The sequence below is a fragment of the Paenibacillus sp. Marseille-Q7038 genome (assembly GCF_965111595.1).
Window position 1 is genome coordinate 3101312 of the sequence record NZ_CBCOOM010000001.1, and the last position, 17861, is coordinate 3119172.

A 17861-nucleotide genomic window follows, 5' to 3' on the forward strand; every position below is an offset into this window, starting at 1 on the left:
GGCTAGTTTATCTACCGTCTAAAGTTCTACATCTAGTTCACCTACAGACTGAAGCTCCACATCATGTGGAGCTTTTTGTCTTCTTTCAAGTGATAAGTTCCTTTTCCAATCTTGATCAAATAGAAAACGTTACATCAGCAGATTCATATAAAGGCAGAATTAGGGTAAAGGTTGACCCTACCTCCGGCACACTATATACAGTAATCGATCCCTCGTGATCTTGCGCAATTTTCTGACATAACGAAAGTCCAAGTCCAGTGCCCTCATCTTTCGTTGTATAAAAAGGATTGAAAATCTCCTGAAGCATGTCTGGTGGTATACCACTGCCCGTATCTTGAATCCGAATGATTGCATTTTGTTCTAATCTGCTGACTTCGAGATTAACCTGGCCGGGAGTATCCATCGCTTCCAGTGCATTTTTAACTAAATTCAGCAGTACTTGCACGATCTTATCTCTGTCCATATATATGTAAAGCGAATCATCTTGAATATTTAGCAGCAGTTCATGTCCACGCGATATAGCATCCGATTCCGATAATGACACTACACGCTCCACACATACTTTTATCGATTCCGCTCTCATATTACTGGCATGAGGCTTCGAAAATTGTAGAAATTCTGCTGTGAGTTCCGTTACCCTCGTAATCTCACTCATGATTACATCATACCAAGGCTTAATGTTATAGGATTGTACTTTAGAAAGTTGAACAAATCCTCGAATCGCAGTTAGCGGATTACGAACTTCATGAGCCATTCCGGCAGCAAGCTCACCTACCACCTTCATTTTCTCTGAACGAAATAAATCTTCTTCCCGCTGAATCCATTGCTCTCTGCGAATACGAAAAAGCTTGTCCTCTGCCCTTTGGATTAGTTGATTGAGATCATCCGTCTCCTCCGGATAATGCGTAATGCTGAAAGATACCTGATAACCGAGTGCATCCGATTCCAGTAACTGTCCAATATGTAGTGGTGTATAACATTCTGTGGGAACGAGGATCGCATACCGATCGCCGGCATATCTCGAAATTCCGAAAGCATTGGGGAAAATAGACGTGAGCGCTTGCCCAACGGTAGATAAAGCTTCATTTCCACTTTCCAGTCCATCATGATTAAAGGATTTGAAATTCTGAAGATCAAGCAGCGTCAGGTAAAAGGAGGTTTTTTCTTTGACAAGTCCCTGGATCTGGTTCATATAACCAAAATAGTTAAGCAGTCCTGTCAGTGGATCATGCGCGGCAAGATAGTTATTTTCCTCAAGAAGCATCTGTTTCTCTGCTTCCCCGCGTAGAACATGATGAAACACAATGACAACAACGACAGCAGAGATGAGATCAAATATAGTTACAAAAAGAGTGTACGTTTCGATGGGGACATAGGTCAGGCGAACGACCGTGTACTCTAAAATAAGCAAAATGGAGAGGGGTAACGTTTTTCGATAACTTTTTTTCTCGTCAAAAACGCTCAACATCATTATATAATACAGTATGACGCACCAGTTCAGCTGCGTAAAATAATGAAATAAACCTAAAGCCAGCCATTGGAATTTCTTAAGAATTGGAAATTTGGTATCTAATAAGACACTGCTCAAAAACAAGGCCGCAAACAAAAACATAAACGGTTCATTTTGAGTCGTATCCAACATACAAGAAGAGATGATGATAAAGAAACAGCCTAAAGGAAAAAAGATTAATTTAATTCGATGTATTAACAACAAGCCGCACTCCCTCATGCATGTACTTTGGATTTCCATTTATTGGACAAACATAATGTGTATTATATACTACTATTCTGAATTTTACTGCAGAATAATGACAAATAAACGTAAAAATCCACTGTTATTTTGCTTTCCCAGTACCTGCTCGAAGAACGGCTTCAAATATACTCTACATCACATTCTTTTTTCCTCTTTTCTCTTTAAGTTCAAACGTATTAAATCCCTCCTTTAATTTTTGGTGAATCTCTCTAATCTTGCGTACATCTTCAAAAGAATATCTACGACTCCCTCCTTTCGTTCGTGCCGGAAATACAAGCTGCCTTTCTTCGTAATATCTAATTTGTCTCTCCGACAATCCGGTTAACTCCTTCACCATACCTATGCTCATAATTTGATTATCCAATAGAACCACTCCTCATGTCATATTTTGTATCATTAAGTGGTATACTTCTTAAAAAGTGAACAAAGTCGGAATCAAAAGATTGGAATTATAAGGAGAAACATTCGGTATGTGATTTTTATTTTTGATTATGGCAATAATTGTATGTAATTTTTCATTGAAATTCAATAACTATTATAAAATAAAAAAACCATGTTAGATTACCTCCCAAAAAAAATCACAAATGCTTTTTTTTTTAACATCAGCTTTATGATAAACACGCAAAAGGAGCTGATCCCTAATGAGTAAATCAGAACGCCCGCACGATATGTCAAGAAGACAGTTTCTGACCACGGTCGGAAAAGTTGGCGGATCTCTTGCTGTATTTAGCTTAATGGGGACCATGGGCTTACTTTCTCCCGAAACCATGAAAGCTCAAAGTTATACGCCGCCTGGACAAAATGATCTTTCGCTGACTGGCCGCAAAGGAAAAAAAGTCATCATTCTTGGAGCCGGGATCGCAGGCCTTACAGCAGCCTATGAATTTGAAAAAGCGGGATATGATTGCACTGTTTTGGAAACAAAGCCTTTTGCGGGGGGACGAAACTTCACGGTTCGACGCGGCACCTCCTTAGCTGAGATTGGTTCCAAAGCTCAATTTGCCCAGTTTGACCCTGACTCCTACCTGAATGCAGGTCCGATGCGAATTCCTCAGTTCCACTCCACGCTTGAATACTGCCGAGAATTTAACATCCCCATCGAACCCTTTAATAACGTCAATGAGAGTGGCTACTACTACAACGAAAACGTGGGCAGCTTGTCGGGTCAAAGGATTCCAAAACGCGCGGCCAAAGCAGATGTCAGGGGTTATGTTTCCGAGATGCTGGCAAAAGCCGTTAACCAGTCTGCACTCGATCTGCCTTTGACTTCAGAAGAGAAGCAGAAGCTCGTCGATTATCTGAAAAGAGAAGGCGATCTAAACGTAGATTTATTCTACCGAGGTTCTTCTCGAGGCGGTTATAAGGAGGAGCCTGGCGGTCATCTGGATGCAGGCGTTGTCCGAGATCCTTTTGACCTGAAAGCCATTATAAACTCTGGGTTCGGTAACTATTTTGGTAATGAATACGGCTATGATCAGCAGATGATGATGTTTCACCCCGTTGGGGGCATGGACAAAATTGTACACGGCTTTGAGAAACGACTTGGAAACCGGGTCAAACTCTCGGCAGAAGTCACTGAAATAAGGCAGTCCGCTGATGGAGTCCGCATTCGATATAAGCAAAAAAATAAAGAACTAGAACTCACCGGCGACTACTGCATCTGCACGATCCCTCTCTCCGTTCTACGCAAAATCCCAGCAGACTTCTCTTCAAAAATGGCAAGTGCCATTGCGGCAACCAAATATGCTTCTGCCGGTAAGATCGGTTTGCAATTTAAGCGCAGATTCTGGGAGGAAGACGAGCATCTCTATGGCGGCAGCAGCTTAACGAACATGGACATTACCCAAATCTACTACCCACCTACAGGCTATATGAATAAAAAAGGGGTGCTCCTTGGCTATTATGTAACCGGAACGAATGCGGACAAGCTTGGCAGTATGAGCTATCTTGATCGTGAGAAACATGCCATAGCCCAGGGTGCCAAGATTCATCCGCAGTATATAAAGGAATTCGAATCTTCCTACTCTATTGACTGGAAACGTGTGCCCTTCCAAGAAGGAGCCTGGGCAACATATAGCACAGAAGAACGAGCGGGAATCTATAAGACGCTGTGCGAACCAGATAACCGAATCTATCTGGCGGGCGATCACATTAGTCATATTGTCGCATGGCAGGCAGGTGCAATCGATTCTGCGCGGTCTGTTGTCAAACACATTCACCAGCGAGTCATGCAGGCGTAGATTAGCAGCTAGTTACTTTTTTAAATAACAAGGAGGAAATTGAAAATGAAAAAGAAGGTCCAGAGTATCATGCTCGCAGGTGTACTGATGGGAAGTTTCGGTATGACTGCATTCGCAGAGAATGCAGTCACCGTAGTTAAAGGAACCGTGGTTAGCGTCACTCCCCCTGCTTCAAGCACGCCTCGCCCAGCGGTAACCACCGATTCCGGTGCAACATTTTACGGTAACCCTACTTCCTCGATTTCTAGTGGAACTATTGTCCCTGAAGGAGCTGCATACCTGTTTACGAGCGGTACTGTTCCACCCCTGCTGAATAAAGAGGGAAGCACGATCTATGAGCGATATGGAGATACCAAGACCCAAGCTGTTGGCGTATTAAAAACCATTGAAAAGCAGCTAACAGATCAAGGACTTTCTATGAAGGATGTCGTATATCTCCGTGCCTATCTAGTGGCAGACACTGCAAAGGAGGATAAGTTCGACTTTGCGGGATGGAACGAAGCCTACGGTGAATTTTTTAATAATGAGGAAAATCCGGTAAAACCTGCCCGCTCTACCGTTGGTGTTGCTGGACTTGTCAGTTCCGATTGGCTCATTGAAATTGAGGCTGTTGCTGTTTATCCGAAGAAATAACCTGACTACGAAGGAGAGATGAACGATGCTTCAAAATATAGGAGTTACCGGCATCATTATGATTCTTGTCCTTGTTCTGATTTTATTCGGTCCTTCAAGACTCCCCGAACTTGGGCGAGCCGTAGGACGCACCTTATTTGAATTCAAATCCTCAGCTCGTGAGCTTGTAGGGGATAGCAAAGATGACGAAGATTCTGATAAGAAAATAGACTAGGTATTTTCAATAAATCCTTCCTATAGATCCCCTCTAGCGCTACATTGCCAGGGGGGATTTTCCTTTTCCTTCATCTGATATACTTAAGTACTGAGGACTTACTCTATTCAAAGGAGAACTACATATGCTGCACGACAATCAAAAGCCAGAAGAGAAATTACAACGCTACGGAGTGAGTTATCTTCCTGATCGTTATCTGGAACACTTATATCCTTCCAAAGATGCCTACTATCCCTTTTCTTACGAAGGAGTTACGAGTCATATACAATTTTCAGAAAAAGAAATTACACCTTCACTACAAAGTTTGGAGTCTTGGATACCAGAGTGGATGGCACAGATCAATGCATTCCCTATTTACTTTTGTGTGGTGCTCCCCGCTTATTCAGAAGAAGAATATAAGATCAAATTTGATGGACTGAGAGCTACCTACCAATTATCTAAAGGAAGAAGAACCTCCATTTTCGTTGTGAAAGCACGGGATGAAGAACTTTTCCGTAAATTACTCCCCATCATCTTATCCATTGGAAGTAACAATGACATAGCCCTCTGGTCAACTCGTAGTCATACTTTTCAGGTAGTGGAGAAAGAACTAATCTATAGGAAACCAAGACGCAAGAAAAAGTTGACGATCGAAACAAAAGCTACAGATTATGAAATGAAAGTCGTTCTTGAGTCAAATACTTCTGTATTCTGGGTTGGCCACGATGCTGACGATCTTTATCTTCTCTCATCGGACTCTCATATGACAACTTATGATCGTCTTCGCTCCACTCTACCTGCTACTGTCATGACCATTCTCGAAGAGCTATCTGACTAGCAGATCTACTTAATATAGCTTGCATAAGATACAAAAAATCCCCTTCACAGAAAAGGTTATGACGCTGTTTTCTGTGAAGGGGATTCTTATCCATATACATTTTCGTTTACCTTACTCACTTCTAGTAAGGAAAGTTTTTGTTCGCTCCAGCTGCGGATTTCCAAAGATCTGTTCTGGAGTTCCTTCTTCTGCAATCTCACCTTTATCCATAAAGATCACGCGGTCCGCTACATCACGGGCAAAATTCATTTCGTGCGTAACAATGACCATCGTCATGTTCTCGTCTGCGAGTTTACGAATAACGCGAAGTACTTCGCCTGTCAGCTCTGGATCAAGCGCCGAGGTAGGTTCATCAAAAAGCAGGATTTCTGGGCTCATCATCAGCGCTCTGGCAATGGCTACACGCTGTTTTTGCCCGCCTGATAGATTAGCAGGATAGGCATCTCCCTTATCTGATAAGCCCACTTTAGCAAGCAGATCAGCCATTCGGGGCTTTAATGCTACTTTGCTTTCTTTTTTCACCACTTTCGGGGCAAGCTCCAAATTCTCATTGACTGTTAAATGTGGAAACAGGTTAAAGTGCTGAAATACCATGCCCATGCGAGTCGTAATCCGCTTAATTTCCGCTGCACTCACATACTTTCCATCCGTTACAAAGGCTTCACCGCCGATACGAATGGTCCCTCCATTGATTTGTTCCAGATTTACTAAGCTGCGAAGCATCGTACTTTTTCCTGAACCCGAAGGTCCTATCACAGCGACCACTTCACCCGGCTTCACATTAAAATCTATCTTCTTCAACACATGCAAATCACCAAACGATTTTTGCAGATTCGTCACTTCAATCATATTTGTCATTACACGACATCCCTTTGTTGTTTATTCAAATTTGTACTTTCTCTCCAGCGCTTTAAAGATCAGCGTCAGCACAAGTGTCATTAATAGATAGATGATGGCGGCAATCGCAAAAGGTACAATCGTTGCATCTCTGTTCACCGCAGTTTGAGCAAAATGGAGCACTTCTGGTACAGCTACTGCATACAGTAATGCCGTATCTTTGACAAGTGTGATTGACTCATTTGCTGTTGACGGGAGAACTACACGAATCATCTGCGGTAAAATAACTTTGGTTAGCGTCTGGAATTTGCTCAGTCCAAGTACTTGTGAAGCTTCATATTGTCCCTTGTCGATCGATAGCAAGCCGCCTCTGAAAATTTCCGCAAAATAAGCAGCGTAGTTCAGGACAAACGCAAGCCCAGCAGCAACTGCACGATCCATTACAAGATGCTCCCCTATAACAGGCAGCATGGGTAAACCGTAACAGAAGAACAATAGTTGCAACAACAGCGGTGTCCCTCGCATCACATAAATGTACGTATGCGCAAAAGCCGACAGCGGCTTAAATTTACTGTTCGCCATCAGGGTAAATAAAAATCCAATCGGAATGGATAAGATGATTGCTATGAAAAATAGTAAAAGAGTTGTCCGTGCACCTTCCAGCATGGGGAGTGTAATACTCCAAAGATAATCTAATGTCATATTCTCAGGCTCCTAAGTAAAAAGAAAACCGGATATGAAACTCCCCGGTTTTCAATCCTATTAATGAATTTCATAAATCAGGTCTAATATGAAGCTATAAGTGTTATATATGATTTCAGTTAGACTTTAGCGAAGCACCTTATCTTCACCAAACCATTTTTCAGAAATCGTAGTAGCTGTTCCTTCTTCAATTAATTCATCTAAAGCTGTCTGAAGACTCGTCAGCAGCTCTTCATTCCCCTTCTTCACACCGATTCCATATTCCTCTGGAGACAACGTTTCATCCATAATTTTATACGTTCCTTCTTCAAGAGACATATAGTAGTCAGCTACTACTTCATCGATGATAACCGCATCAAGGCGACCGCTCTTCAGATCACTTAGAGCAAGTACATTATCAGGAAATTCGGATATACTTTTGATCTGATCTTTGATTGGATTCTCACTGAGTGCATCCGAAGCAGAAGAAAGATTTTGCAGCCCTACTTTTTTCCCAGCGAGATCAGCTAGGGATGCAAGCTGTGAATCAGCCAGTGTTACTACAACCTGACTATTCTTGAGATAAGGTTTCGTGAACAACACTTTGTCTTTGCGATCCTCTGTAATCGTATAGCCGTTCCAGATCAGATCAATACGACCACTGTTCAGCTCAGATTCTTTTGAAGACCAGTCAATAGGTTGGAACTCTACTTCTTTACCCATTTTTTCAGCTGCTGCTTTCGCATAATCTATATCGAATCCGACAATCTCATTATCCTTGTCTCGGAATCCCAGCGGGGCGAACTTATCGTCAATACCAATGACAATCTTATCTCCCGCACTTCCGCTTGTATCACTTCCGCAAGCTGCAAGAATAACCACCATCAAACTTAAACTTAACGTTATCCATAATGACTTTTTCATGTTGTTTCCCTCCGTTATATCTATATCAAAACGCTTTAGTTCGCTACCATGTTACCAAGATAAAACTATCATATCACAAAATATGTGAAGCTGCCAAGAGGGATTAGAAGGACTGTTGCGCTCCATGGACAGATGGGGGTTCCGAACGTCGTTGAATCTGGATTCGCACGGTTGACTCTCATAGATGTAAGCATCCAGCTCCAAATACGAACGCTCCGCTTCTTCACCCCCATTCTGCCTCTTCCGCTTTTGGCCCTTCTCTTATTTTTATAGAGCAGGGAGATAAGGTATTGTTCCTCTATACCTCACTTTAAGGAGAAGATAACACCTCAGCTATTGGATGCGTAGTTTTAATTCAGCATATAAAAACTGCATTTCTCAGTTAGATGCTATCTAATAGAAGAAGTGCAGTAATGTTTTTTGCAAACAGTAAGATAGTTACAGGAAATTCCCTATAATTCTTAAATACTAACTTACTAGTGGTTTGATATGCTCTGTTGCCTTATTAAGCTTTTCAACAAATTCCTTAGAATTCTCGTATTTTTCGGGTAATTCGTTTACAAATAGATCAATTTGTCTTTTGAAATTTGCATGAATCTCAGATTTAAAATCATCATTGTTTGCTATCTGATTTCTTACGAGCGGCTCATATCGAGTCCTCAGTAATATAAAGTCGTTAACAAGTATATCTAAATCAATAGATCGAGGAGCATTACTTTTAAAAAGATCCAAGCGAAAGTTTGAAAAAACCAAAGATGTATATACATCGAACATACCTTCTGAAATTTTATCAGGCTCTTGATCCTCTTGAATTAGATCCAAACTACGATTCAATGTCTGGACACTTGAAACAAAACTCAAATAATATTTTGATTGCGACTCGTTATCTGCCTTATTTTTGTTACTTAGCAGGGCGATTGATAGTAAACAAAGAAATATTAGTACAAAAACAGTTAACCATTTTTTCATATATTAATAATCCTCCTATTTTATTGGTAATTTTGTTTGAATACAACAGAAGAAGATACTTTATCATATAACCCCCTTTAATTACAGACGTTTTTCCATAGTCGTATCAACAATCACGTAGTGTACACAAAGACAAAAAAGGATAGGGATTCAGAATTGCTCTGAGTCCCTATCCTTATCCGTGTCAAAATCCCACTTTTTTTCTATACCTTCTACGCTTTGTGTACCTTCACAATATAGCTTTGTTTTGCCTCTACAAGGAAGGATATAAGTCCCCTGCCCAGGTCTGTGATACTAACCTCCAGCCCGTCTGCTGTTCTTACAGCAAGGGTTTCTGTATTCCACCCTTCCATACAAATGGTGCAAGTACCGGATTGATCTGGCCGTATTTCTGCTTCTTTCAGGTTGCCTTCAGACCACGAAATATCAACTTCGTATCCTCCGCGTGCCCGCAGTCCGCGAACACTTCCTGCCGCCCAGGCATCTGGTAGAGCCGGTAGCAATTCGATATATCCCTGATGGGATTGGAGAAGAAGCTCAATGATTCCTGATGTTGCCGCAAAGTTGCCGTCAATTTGGAATGGAGGATGTGCGTCGAACATGTTCGGATACACGCCCCCGCTTTCATAGCGTTCAGAACCGTCCCGTACAAGTTGCAGCAAATTAGAAATAAGGCGATGCCCCCGGTTTCCATCTTTGAACCGTGCCCACAGTCCGACTTTCCAGCCAAGACTCCAGCCCGTCCCTCCATCGCCGCGCCGCTGTAGCGATACTTTCGCAGCTTCCATGAGCTCTGGTGTATCTTTTGCTGTCAGTTGTCGTCCTGGATATACACCGAAGAGATGGGATACATGTCTATGCTCCACATCCTCGTCTTCATAGTCATGAAGCCATTCCTGCAGCTGTCCATACTTCCCAATCTGCAGAGGAGGAAGTTCATCCCTACGCTGCTGAAGCTCTTTTGCAAACTCCTCATCTTCACCGAGAATTGCTGTCACTTCAATAAGATTCGTAAATAGATCATAGATTAAAGCCAGATCCATCGTTGCTGTCGTAGTCACCTGATGAAGCTCCCCATTCACCCGAAAACGATGCTCCGGTGAGGTTGAAGGTGCCGTATACCAAGAACCGTCTTCTCCTTGAATCAGCCAATCCAGACAGAATAAAGCCGCTTCCTTCATAATTGGATACGCTTTATTTCTAAGGAAATCGGTGTCTTGTGTAAACACATAATGTTCATATAAATGCTGACACAGCCATACGCCACCCATCTGCCATAATGCCCATATCGGATCTCCATGTCCAAAAGCACCAACCGGTGCTGTCTGTCCCCAAAGGTCAGAATTATGGTGAGCCGTCCATCCGCGTGCACCGTAGTTAATCTCTGCTGTCTTCTTCCCATTAACGGAGAGTCTAGTAATCAGATCAATTAAAGGTTCATGACACTCAGATAAATTCGCCGTTTCCGCTGGCCAGTAATTCATTTCGGCATTGATATTCAGCGTATAATTACTGCTCCACGGTGCTCTCGTTTCGTGATTCCAGATCCCTTGCAGATTGGCAGGCTGTGTTCCTGAGCGTGAGCTTGAAATGAGCAAATATCGGCCGTATTGAAATAAAAGCTGAACCAAGTATGGGTCTTTCCCGCCATATTTTACGATACGTTCATCGGTAGGCAGATCTATTGATTCCAGAGGGGGACCAAGATCAAGCACTACCCGATTATAAAGCTCCTGATAGTCTTCCACATGTCGATTTCGCAAGGTCTCATATTCATATGCAAAAGCTTTCTCCAGATCATTTCGTGCATAGAGAGACTCATCTTTGCCTTCTTTTCCCGGAGAGCGATCATAACCATTAAAGCTTGTCGCACAGCTAAAATAAAGAGTGGCCTGATCTGCACCTTCCACCCGAATTCCGGTGGCATGAGTTCTTGTGTTTCCTCCCTTATGACGAACTGCTAATCTCCCTTCAAAGCGCATGGCATCCGTCTCACCTGGCTTACCGTAACGTATGGGATCATCCGTTGGATAATAACTTGGATTCACAACCTCAGGCGCGTACCCTTTAATCATCGCTTGGTTCTCTTCCGCTTCTGTTTCATGACGAAGAAGACTGCTAAGACTCGTATGAAAAGACAATATTCCTGGCACGCTTGCCCCCAGATGGATAACGATGACCTGATCAGGGTGAGACACAAAAATTTCCCTGGTATATGTTGTATCTCCGATACGGTATGTAGTTTTTGTTATTCCGTCCGTGAGATCTAGTCTCCGGTTATAATCTGCTGTAATATCTCCATGATCAAACGTAATCTGTAGATCTCCAAATGGCAGATAAGACTGCGTATAAGATCCCAGCATTTCCTTTGTCAGCTTGTCTGCTTCAGCATATTTCTCATCCTTTATAAGCTGTCTCACCTGCGGAAGCACTTCTTTGGCACGAGGATTGTTCCAATCTTTCGGTGGACCTGACCATAGTGTATCTTCATTCAGTTGTAAACGTTCCTGCTCCACACGCCCAAACACCATTGCCCCTATTCTTCCGTTCCCGATCGGCAGTGCTTCGGTCCATTCCTTAGCCGGACGGTTATACGTTAAAAACATATCGTCTCCTCCAATATAATTACTATTGTTATTGCAGAAAATCTAAAACGTTTTAGAATACCTATAAACCTTTACTTCCTTGGCAATGAACCCTGCAAATCTTGTCTTTCATGTAAGCGGATTCCATTCTACTAGTATCGTCCTAAAAATCAGTTCAAAAAGCAAGCCTTTACCATAAAATATTTTAGAGAAACTGCTAGAAAACAACTTTTCACACAGCAAGAGATAACAAGAAAAGGCCCTTCCCAGCGGGAAATGACCTTCCTATGTAACCTAATATACTTTATGAATAACATCTTCAAAATCAGGTTCCTGCATCTCTACGTCTGCAAGTTCCCCCCATTCGCCAAGCTGAGCTAAAATTTGCATCGTACCTATGCGATTCCGATTCGCTTCCACTGTAATCGTTCGCTCGGTACAGCCTATTATCTTCACCGCTTCGTGATGAAATTTGGCAAGACTTACACTCTGAATATCTTCAAGATACGAAACTTTTATAATAGTAGGAAGACCGATATTCTCTCTAAGAGACTGCACGGTTCCATCGTAAGTAAGCTGTCCATGGTTAATGACCATTACCCTGCTGCAGAGCTGTTCAATATCATCCATATCATGGGTTGTCAGCAGAATGGTTTTGCCAAAATCACAGTTCAGCAGTTTCAAAAAAGATCGTATATTCCGCTTTGCATTTACATCAAGCCCAATCGTTGGTTCATCAAGGAACAGAATATCCGGATCATGAAGCATTGCAGCACCTAGATCGGCACGCATCCGCTGACCAAGCGACAGTTTACGTACAGGTGTATCCCAGAATTCTTTCAGGTCTAGAAGAGCTGCAAACTCTTTCAGCCGTTCGTGTTTATCCCTATCATCCACGCGGTACATTTTGGCGAGAATATCATAGCTGTCTTTTACCGGAAGATCCCACCACAGCTGACTGCGCTGACCAAACACCACTCCAAGCCGTCTTACTACTTGCCTTCGTTGCTGATGCGGATTCATTCCATTTACCCTTACACTTCCTGAACTCGGATGTAGGATGCCTGTTAACATTTTTATCGTCGTTGATTTTCCTGCCCCATTCGGACCGATATAACCTATAAATTCTCCAGGTTCGATCTTGAAACTGATATTTTGAACGGCTTGTTTGACCGTGTATTCTCTTGAAAATAAAGCGCGGAGTCCTGCAAAATTCCCGTCTTTCACGACAGGCGTTTTGAACTCCTTATGTAAGCCTTGTACTTCGATCATCTTGACTCCTCCTTAGCTACCTGTGCTCTGATATTTTGTCATGCCAAATTTCCAAAAACGCAGACTGATCGCAAGAAAGCCCATCGCCGCGAATAGAATGACTAGAAAAATCCATGGACCCCATTCGCCTCTCAAGATATATAGGGCAGGCACATAATTGACTAGACCTACTGGCAACACAAAAAGGAGCATCCCGGCAAGCCAATTCGGATAAAGGGAGAGGGGGAATCTTGCAGCCGTTCCCGCTGCATCTTCCGTAAATGTCTGGAGTTCGCTGATCCTTGTCGTCCAGAATCCAATTGTTGCGGTAGCAAGGCCGATAGAAAATAAAAGAACTGCCCCCGTTAAGATCACAAATAAAGACTGTGGCACAGCAATCCAACCAATCTGACCATCGTTCATCATTCCGTGAATAGACCAGCTAAAGACAAATCCTCCTTGCAGCCACTCTCCAAGCATAATACGAAAACGCTGTGGAAGCAGTGTAAAGAGTACCGGTAGTGGTCTTGTCAGCAGCCCATCCATATCTCCGCTAACCAAGTATTTTTCGAGATGATGTACTTCGTTTGCAATAGAGCGGTACACTGTTTTGGATAAAGTCATGATGGCAAATAGATAGCCCACCTCATAGATATTCCAGCCTTGAATGGCTCCAAACCGATGAAGGACTATCGCAATCATTAGAAATTCTGCAATCTGGATGAAGGCAGCAAGAAAAGACCCAAGGAAGAAATTGAGTTTGTATTGCATGGAACTTTTGATACTCGTTCGGATCAGTAATACGTAAAGTTCGAAATAGGAGCGAAGTGGATAGAAAGTGCTATGTTTTTGTAATAGATGTGTCTCCGCCTTTGTGTTCATCCTCCCTGCACCTCCACTTTTCTCCGAAGATAGTAGGTAGCAAGAAAACAGATCAGCGTGAGCAGCAGCATCCACACCATGGTTCCTAATAATAGAGAGCCATCCTCATAACCAAGGTAAATGCGAGTTGGTACATACAGAAGATATGGATAGGGTGACCACCAGGCAATCGTTTGAAGAATCTTAGGCAGCCATTCAATAGGGATGAAAAATCCCGCAAGTAAATTAATAAGTGCATGGTTTGCCCATTGCAGCCAGCTTGATTCGGTGGTCCACATCGCGGATATTCCAATCAGATAGTTGATGCAGATCCCCATGTAAGCAGCTCCGAGCAAACTTGCCGTGGTTAAGACATACGTCGTTCCGTTCTCTGGCAGCCTGAGTTTGAAAGCAATGAGATAGACGAGATAGATAGGAATCGATTTGTACAGAAACTGATAGAGAATCTGCCCCCATTCTCTAGACATGAGATGCGTAAAAAGATGAACAGGTCTCATCAAATCCATGGAGATATGCCCTGTTCTAACTGTCTCCGGAATTCCAAGACCATTTGTTAGAAAAGAGGTTACCCAAAGGGATGCTTGTGTAAACGCAATGTAACTGACCATCCCCTGTGTTCCATACTCTCCGAGTGAGCGCCCTTCCCCAATTCCAATCCAGATACAGGCATACAAATAACCGAATAAAGCGCTTGCGACATTGTGCACCATATGTGCACCGCGGTACTGCAAGTTTCTTGCATAGGCCTTACGGGCCAGGGTGAAATAGAGCAATGAATACACCTCCGATAAGCTTGGTTGAGACGCCAGCCGTCGTCTACTTCAGACAAGGTGAAATGCGAGAAGGGCACTATCATACCAAATATGGAATTTAAATACAATCGTTTTTTTACTGATATTGATTAAGGCTCTGAGCTAAAATAGAACACTAAAAAACCACCAGAACAAGCGACTTATCGCTTCTTTCCCTGGTGGTCTTCTTTTTTTAAAATAATAAAATTGATTTCACATTACAGATCCTTCTTGCGGAATCGCAGAACTCCCCATACAAAAGCAATGGCAGCATATAACATCGCATAGATTACAAAAGTACCCGATGGGACATCTCCAATGAAAAATCCAGATATCATATGGCTTACCTCAACAACACCGCCTAACTCATCGAGTCCGATGAGTCCATGCATCATTTTTCGCTGCAATGCATCTACCGGCATAATGATGGACATCAGCCCTGAAATATTAGACAGCGTATTACCGAGATCTTCTGCGCCAAAGGCCTCAAAAATCCCGATCTTCTGCACCTTCTCCAGCATGCCGCCAAGCCAACCAGCCCCAAATAACATCGTCATGAACACACCGTTTCCAAGTGAGGTGAATTTGGTAGAACCAAGCATCGTAAGAGAAATAAGCAAAACAATAATAAGAGCAAGTAACAGCAGAGCCTTCACATGAACCATTGGTTCCTTCGGTATCGCCGCATGAATATCCGTAATGATCATTATTGCTGTATATAAAATCACCGTATAACAGCAGAGCAGCGTGACGAATCCGAGCCAGCGACCAATATAAAATTGAGATCTTGATATCGGGCGTGTAAGTAGCGCCTGCATGACTCCCTGCTCCGCTTCCCCAGCAATCGAGGAGAACGCACTAAAGATCGAGAGGAGTGCAATGACAAAACCAGCAAAGAAGAAGCCAATCATCATCATAAGAACTCCCGCCGAATAGTTAGCAATGATCGAACTTCCATCCGAAAATCCCCCAAAGCGCTCGCTTCCTGTCACAGCATCTGCAATAAACCAGTATGCAACAAGAAAAAAGAGGGTCAGGATCATCGCAAGAATCATCACTCGCTTACGAATCATCTCTTTCCAGGTCATATTCATAATGAGTATCATGCGTCTTTTTCCCCCCGATGGCTGAGCCCCTTCACTGCCGTTAGGAACCAGTCTTCCAATTTACCGCTCTCTTTGCCAACTTCATAGAGCGTAAGGCCTTGCTCAATGAGTAATGAATTAATCCACCCCGCCTGTTCTTCATTCTGTAATTCAGCTTTGAGCCAAACTGTATCATGCCCTGAAATAACAAACTCCTGCTTCGCTGCATTAGCTATATTAATTGGCAAATCCGGTTTATGTACCGTTTCTACTTCGAATTCAAATCCCGTCTCATCCTGAAGCCACGTTCTCACAAGCGGTGTATAACCGCTCACTTTAAAGCGGTAGGTTACTTTTTGCTGAAGTACATTCCCTACATCGCCCGTACGCAGAATCTCCCCATTATTTAGAAGTGCAATTTGGTCACATACCGCTTCTACATCCTCAAGCATGTGGGAATTCAAGAAGATGGTTTTGCCTTCTGCTTTCAATTTCATCAGAATCGAGCGAACCTCTTTACGTCCAACAGGATCAAGGGCTGAGGAAGGCTCGTCTAGAAAAATAATATCAGGATCACTGACGAGTGCTGCCGCAAGTCCTAGTCGCTGCTGCATTCCTTTGGAATAGTTCTTGATCTTGCCTTTGCCCCGGCTGCCAAGTCCTACCTCATCAAGCAATTTGGGAATTCGCTCTTTAGCTGTTCTTACATCCACTCCGCATATTTTCGCATGAAGCTTCATCACTTCTTCCCCTGTCAGCCATTCTTGGTACCTAAATAGTTCAGGCAAATACCCAATTCGTTTTTTTGCTTCGAGGGTATGTATGGGATGACCGTAAATCGTCGCAGTCCCCTCTGTAGGATGGATTAAACCGACCAGCATTTTTACAAAGGTACTCTTTCCTGCCCCATTCGGTCCGAGGAAGCCAAAGGCTTCCCCTTCTTGAACGTTGATCGATACATCACGGCAACCACGGCCATTATCGAATTCTTTCGTCAATCCTTCGGTATGAATAGCTGCTGTCACTGGTTCATCAGCTCCTTGATTTCTTGGATCATTTTCTCTTTTGTATCAAACAATGTATCCCCCTCTAAGTGATACAACACATCACCTTTAGTCCAAGTAGCCGTATAATAAATAACCTCTTCTGTACCTGATGGTTGATAATAGTTGTAAGTACTCTTTTCTAATATGACAGGAATACCATCAACACTCACTTTTTCAGCAGAACCATCAGTAACTACGGGTACTGGAAGTTTCCCTTGTAATATTTGCTCCGCTTGGATTCCCGTCTTTAGATGATCAGGTAATAATGGGAAGTTCAGTACTGCTTTTACTGCATCTTCAACAGCCACTGATGAATCTACATTAATAGTTGGAATTTTTCGTTGAGATAAAATCGCCCGTTTCTTTTCATCATCTGTTTGATAGGTTTGGTACAATGACTCTGGTATCTGAAATGTAATAACCTTTCCATCTAGTGATTCTGGCATAAGATCATCCGCTCCGAGTCGTTTCATTGTTGCATTTACTTTAGGAATATCCAGTTTCATCGTTATCGTCTGTGAAATGCCAAGTCCGAATTTTTTTGGATTAATATATTCATCTGCAACAGGTTGTAAACCGATCTCCTCACCAATCTGCTCGGTCGTTTTGTTCTTCGACTTGATATGCTCGCCTGATTCATTTGTAAACGTTCCATACTTACTAATGAATTCTCCCATATCTTCTCCCTCAGAGATGGTACTCATAAAATCCATAAGTGCTCCTTCATCTACGGATGTGACTTCCTCCATTCGGAATTGATTCAGGATCGCAGCAAGGGCTTTATCCCCAATAGGTGTTGCCACCATCACGCCGGCAATCGCCGCAGCAGTTGCAATGCTAATCCACTTTTTAGCAGGATGTCTTCTTGCTTTCTTCCTCTTTGGCTTACTGTCTTGGTTTCTAGTCACTAGATTTTGTTGTTCATCATTTACCTGCATTTCTCTCATCTCTCCTTTAATCACTTTGGTTGCGGCTTGATTTACTTGATCTATTTCTATCTCATCTGATTTCTTCATATCCAGTTGGCTCGACGCCCAAGCTGCCCATTTGGGACTCATCTCTTCTTTCTGGAGCTTGGATGTGAGCTTCTGCCATGCATCATCTATCCGTTCCTGCTCATTGTTGTCTTTTATTGAGGTCATGGATATTCAAC

17 protein-coding genes are annotated in these 17861 nt (G+C 42.8%); 4 read left to right on the forward strand and 13 right to left on the reverse strand.

The annotated features are described in order from the left end of the window. Window positions 1-115 precede the first annotated feature (115 nt). Both ACWPWY_RS14695 and ACWPWY_RS14700 read right to left on the reverse strand, forming a co-directional pair. On the reverse strand, window positions 116-1711 hold the full coding sequence (locus ACWPWY_RS14695; protein WP_454192346.1) for an ATP-binding protein: 1596 nt from the start codon (window positions 1709-1711) through the stop codon (window positions 116-118). 172 nt (window positions 1712-1883) lie between these two features. Beyond that, complete coding sequence (locus ACWPWY_RS14700; RefSeq protein ID WP_191803866.1) at window positions 1884-2102, reverse strand: MerR family transcriptional regulator; 219 nt, start codon at window positions 2100-2102, stop codon at window positions 1884-1886. Between the two features lie 292 nt (window positions 2103-2394). On the opposite strand from ACWPWY_RS14700, the gene ACWPWY_RS14705 reads away from it, so the two are divergent. From ACWPWY_RS14705 to ACWPWY_RS14720, 4 genes are all read left to right on the forward strand, one after another. Beyond that, window positions 2395-3993 (forward strand): flavin monoamine oxidase family protein, encoded by a 1599-nt coding sequence (locus ACWPWY_RS14705; RefSeq protein ID WP_454192347.1) that lies wholly within the window; start codon window positions 2395-2397, stop codon window positions 3991-3993. Window positions 3994-4038: 45 nt separating this feature from the next. Next, window positions 4039-4626, forward strand: coding sequence for a RidA family protein (locus ACWPWY_RS14710; RefSeq protein WP_454192348.1), 588 nt, complete (start codon window positions 4039-4041; stop codon window positions 4624-4626). A 25-nt stretch (window positions 4627-4651) separates the two neighbouring features. Next, the gene (locus ACWPWY_RS14715) at window positions 4652-4840 is read left to right on the forward strand and encodes a twin-arginine translocase TatA/TatE family subunit (protein ID WP_454192349.1); all 189 of its coding nucleotides are present in this window, start codon (window positions 4652-4654) and stop codon (window positions 4838-4840) included. A 124-nt stretch (window positions 4841-4964) separates the two neighbouring features. Then, a complete protein-coding gene (locus tag ACWPWY_RS14720) occupies window positions 4965-5657 on the forward strand; it encodes a hypothetical protein (protein ID WP_454192350.1) in 693 nt (230 codons plus the stop codon). Between the two features lie 111 nt (window positions 5658-5768). Here the strand turns inward: ACWPWY_RS14720 and ACWPWY_RS14725 are convergent, their stop codons facing one another. From ACWPWY_RS14725 to ACWPWY_RS14775, 11 genes are all read right to left on the reverse strand, one after another. Further along, window positions 5769-6515, reverse strand: a complete 747-nt coding sequence (locus tag ACWPWY_RS14725; protein ID WP_454192351.1) for an amino acid ABC transporter ATP-binding protein — start codon at window positions 6513-6515, stop codon at window positions 5769-5771. A gap of 21 nt (window positions 6516-6536) precedes the next feature. Further along, complete coding sequence (locus ACWPWY_RS14730; protein ID WP_454192352.1) at window positions 6537-7196, reverse strand: amino acid ABC transporter permease; 660 nt, start codon at window positions 7194-7196, stop codon at window positions 6537-6539. A 126-nt stretch (window positions 7197-7322) separates the two neighbouring features. Beyond that, window positions 7323-8060: an amino acid ABC transporter substrate-binding protein gene (locus ACWPWY_RS14735; protein WP_454192893.1), complete on the reverse strand. Its 738-nt coding sequence runs from the start codon at window positions 8058-8060 to the stop codon at window positions 7323-7325. 507 nt (window positions 8061-8567) lie between these two features. Beyond that, window positions 8568-9068: a hypothetical protein gene (locus ACWPWY_RS14740; RefSeq protein WP_454192353.1), complete on the reverse strand. Its 501-nt coding sequence runs from the start codon at window positions 9066-9068 to the stop codon at window positions 8568-8570. A gap of 212 nt (window positions 9069-9280) precedes the next feature. Continuing rightward, entirely contained in the window at window positions 9281-11674 is a 2394-nt protein-coding gene (locus tag ACWPWY_RS14745; protein WP_454192354.1) for a glycoside hydrolase family 95 protein, read from the reverse strand. A 273-nt stretch (window positions 11675-11947) separates the two neighbouring features. After that, window positions 11948-12925, reverse strand: a complete 978-nt coding sequence (locus ACWPWY_RS14750; protein ID WP_454192355.1) for an ABC transporter ATP-binding protein — start codon at window positions 12923-12925, stop codon at window positions 11948-11950. A 12-nt stretch (window positions 12926-12937) separates the two neighbouring features. Further along, window positions 12938-13786, reverse strand: coding sequence for an ABC transporter permease (locus tag ACWPWY_RS14755; protein ID WP_454192356.1), 849 nt, complete (start codon window positions 13784-13786; stop codon window positions 12938-12940). Further along, window positions 13783-14559: an ABC transporter permease gene (locus ACWPWY_RS14760; RefSeq protein ID WP_454192357.1), complete on the reverse strand. Its 777-nt coding sequence runs from the start codon at window positions 14557-14559 to the stop codon at window positions 13783-13785. The genes ACWPWY_RS14755 and ACWPWY_RS14760 overlap by 4 nt, the downstream gene beginning before the upstream one ends. Before the next feature lie 236 nt (window positions 14560-14795). Further along, a complete protein-coding gene (locus ACWPWY_RS14765; RefSeq protein WP_454192358.1) occupies window positions 14796-15683 on the reverse strand; it encodes an ABC transporter permease in 888 nt (295 codons plus the stop codon). Beyond that, window positions 15680-16687, reverse strand: a complete 1008-nt coding sequence (locus ACWPWY_RS14770) for an ABC transporter ATP-binding protein (RefSeq protein ID WP_454192359.1) — start codon at window positions 16685-16687, stop codon at window positions 15680-15682. Before ACWPWY_RS14770 ends, ACWPWY_RS14765 begins: the two co-directional genes overlap by 4 nt. Then, on the reverse strand, window positions 16684-17850 hold the full coding sequence (locus ACWPWY_RS14775; RefSeq protein ID WP_454192360.1) for a hypothetical protein: 1167 nt from the start codon (window positions 17848-17850) through the stop codon (window positions 16684-16686). Before ACWPWY_RS14775 ends, ACWPWY_RS14770 begins: the two co-directional genes overlap by 4 nt. Window positions 17851-17861: the final 11 nt, after the last annotated feature.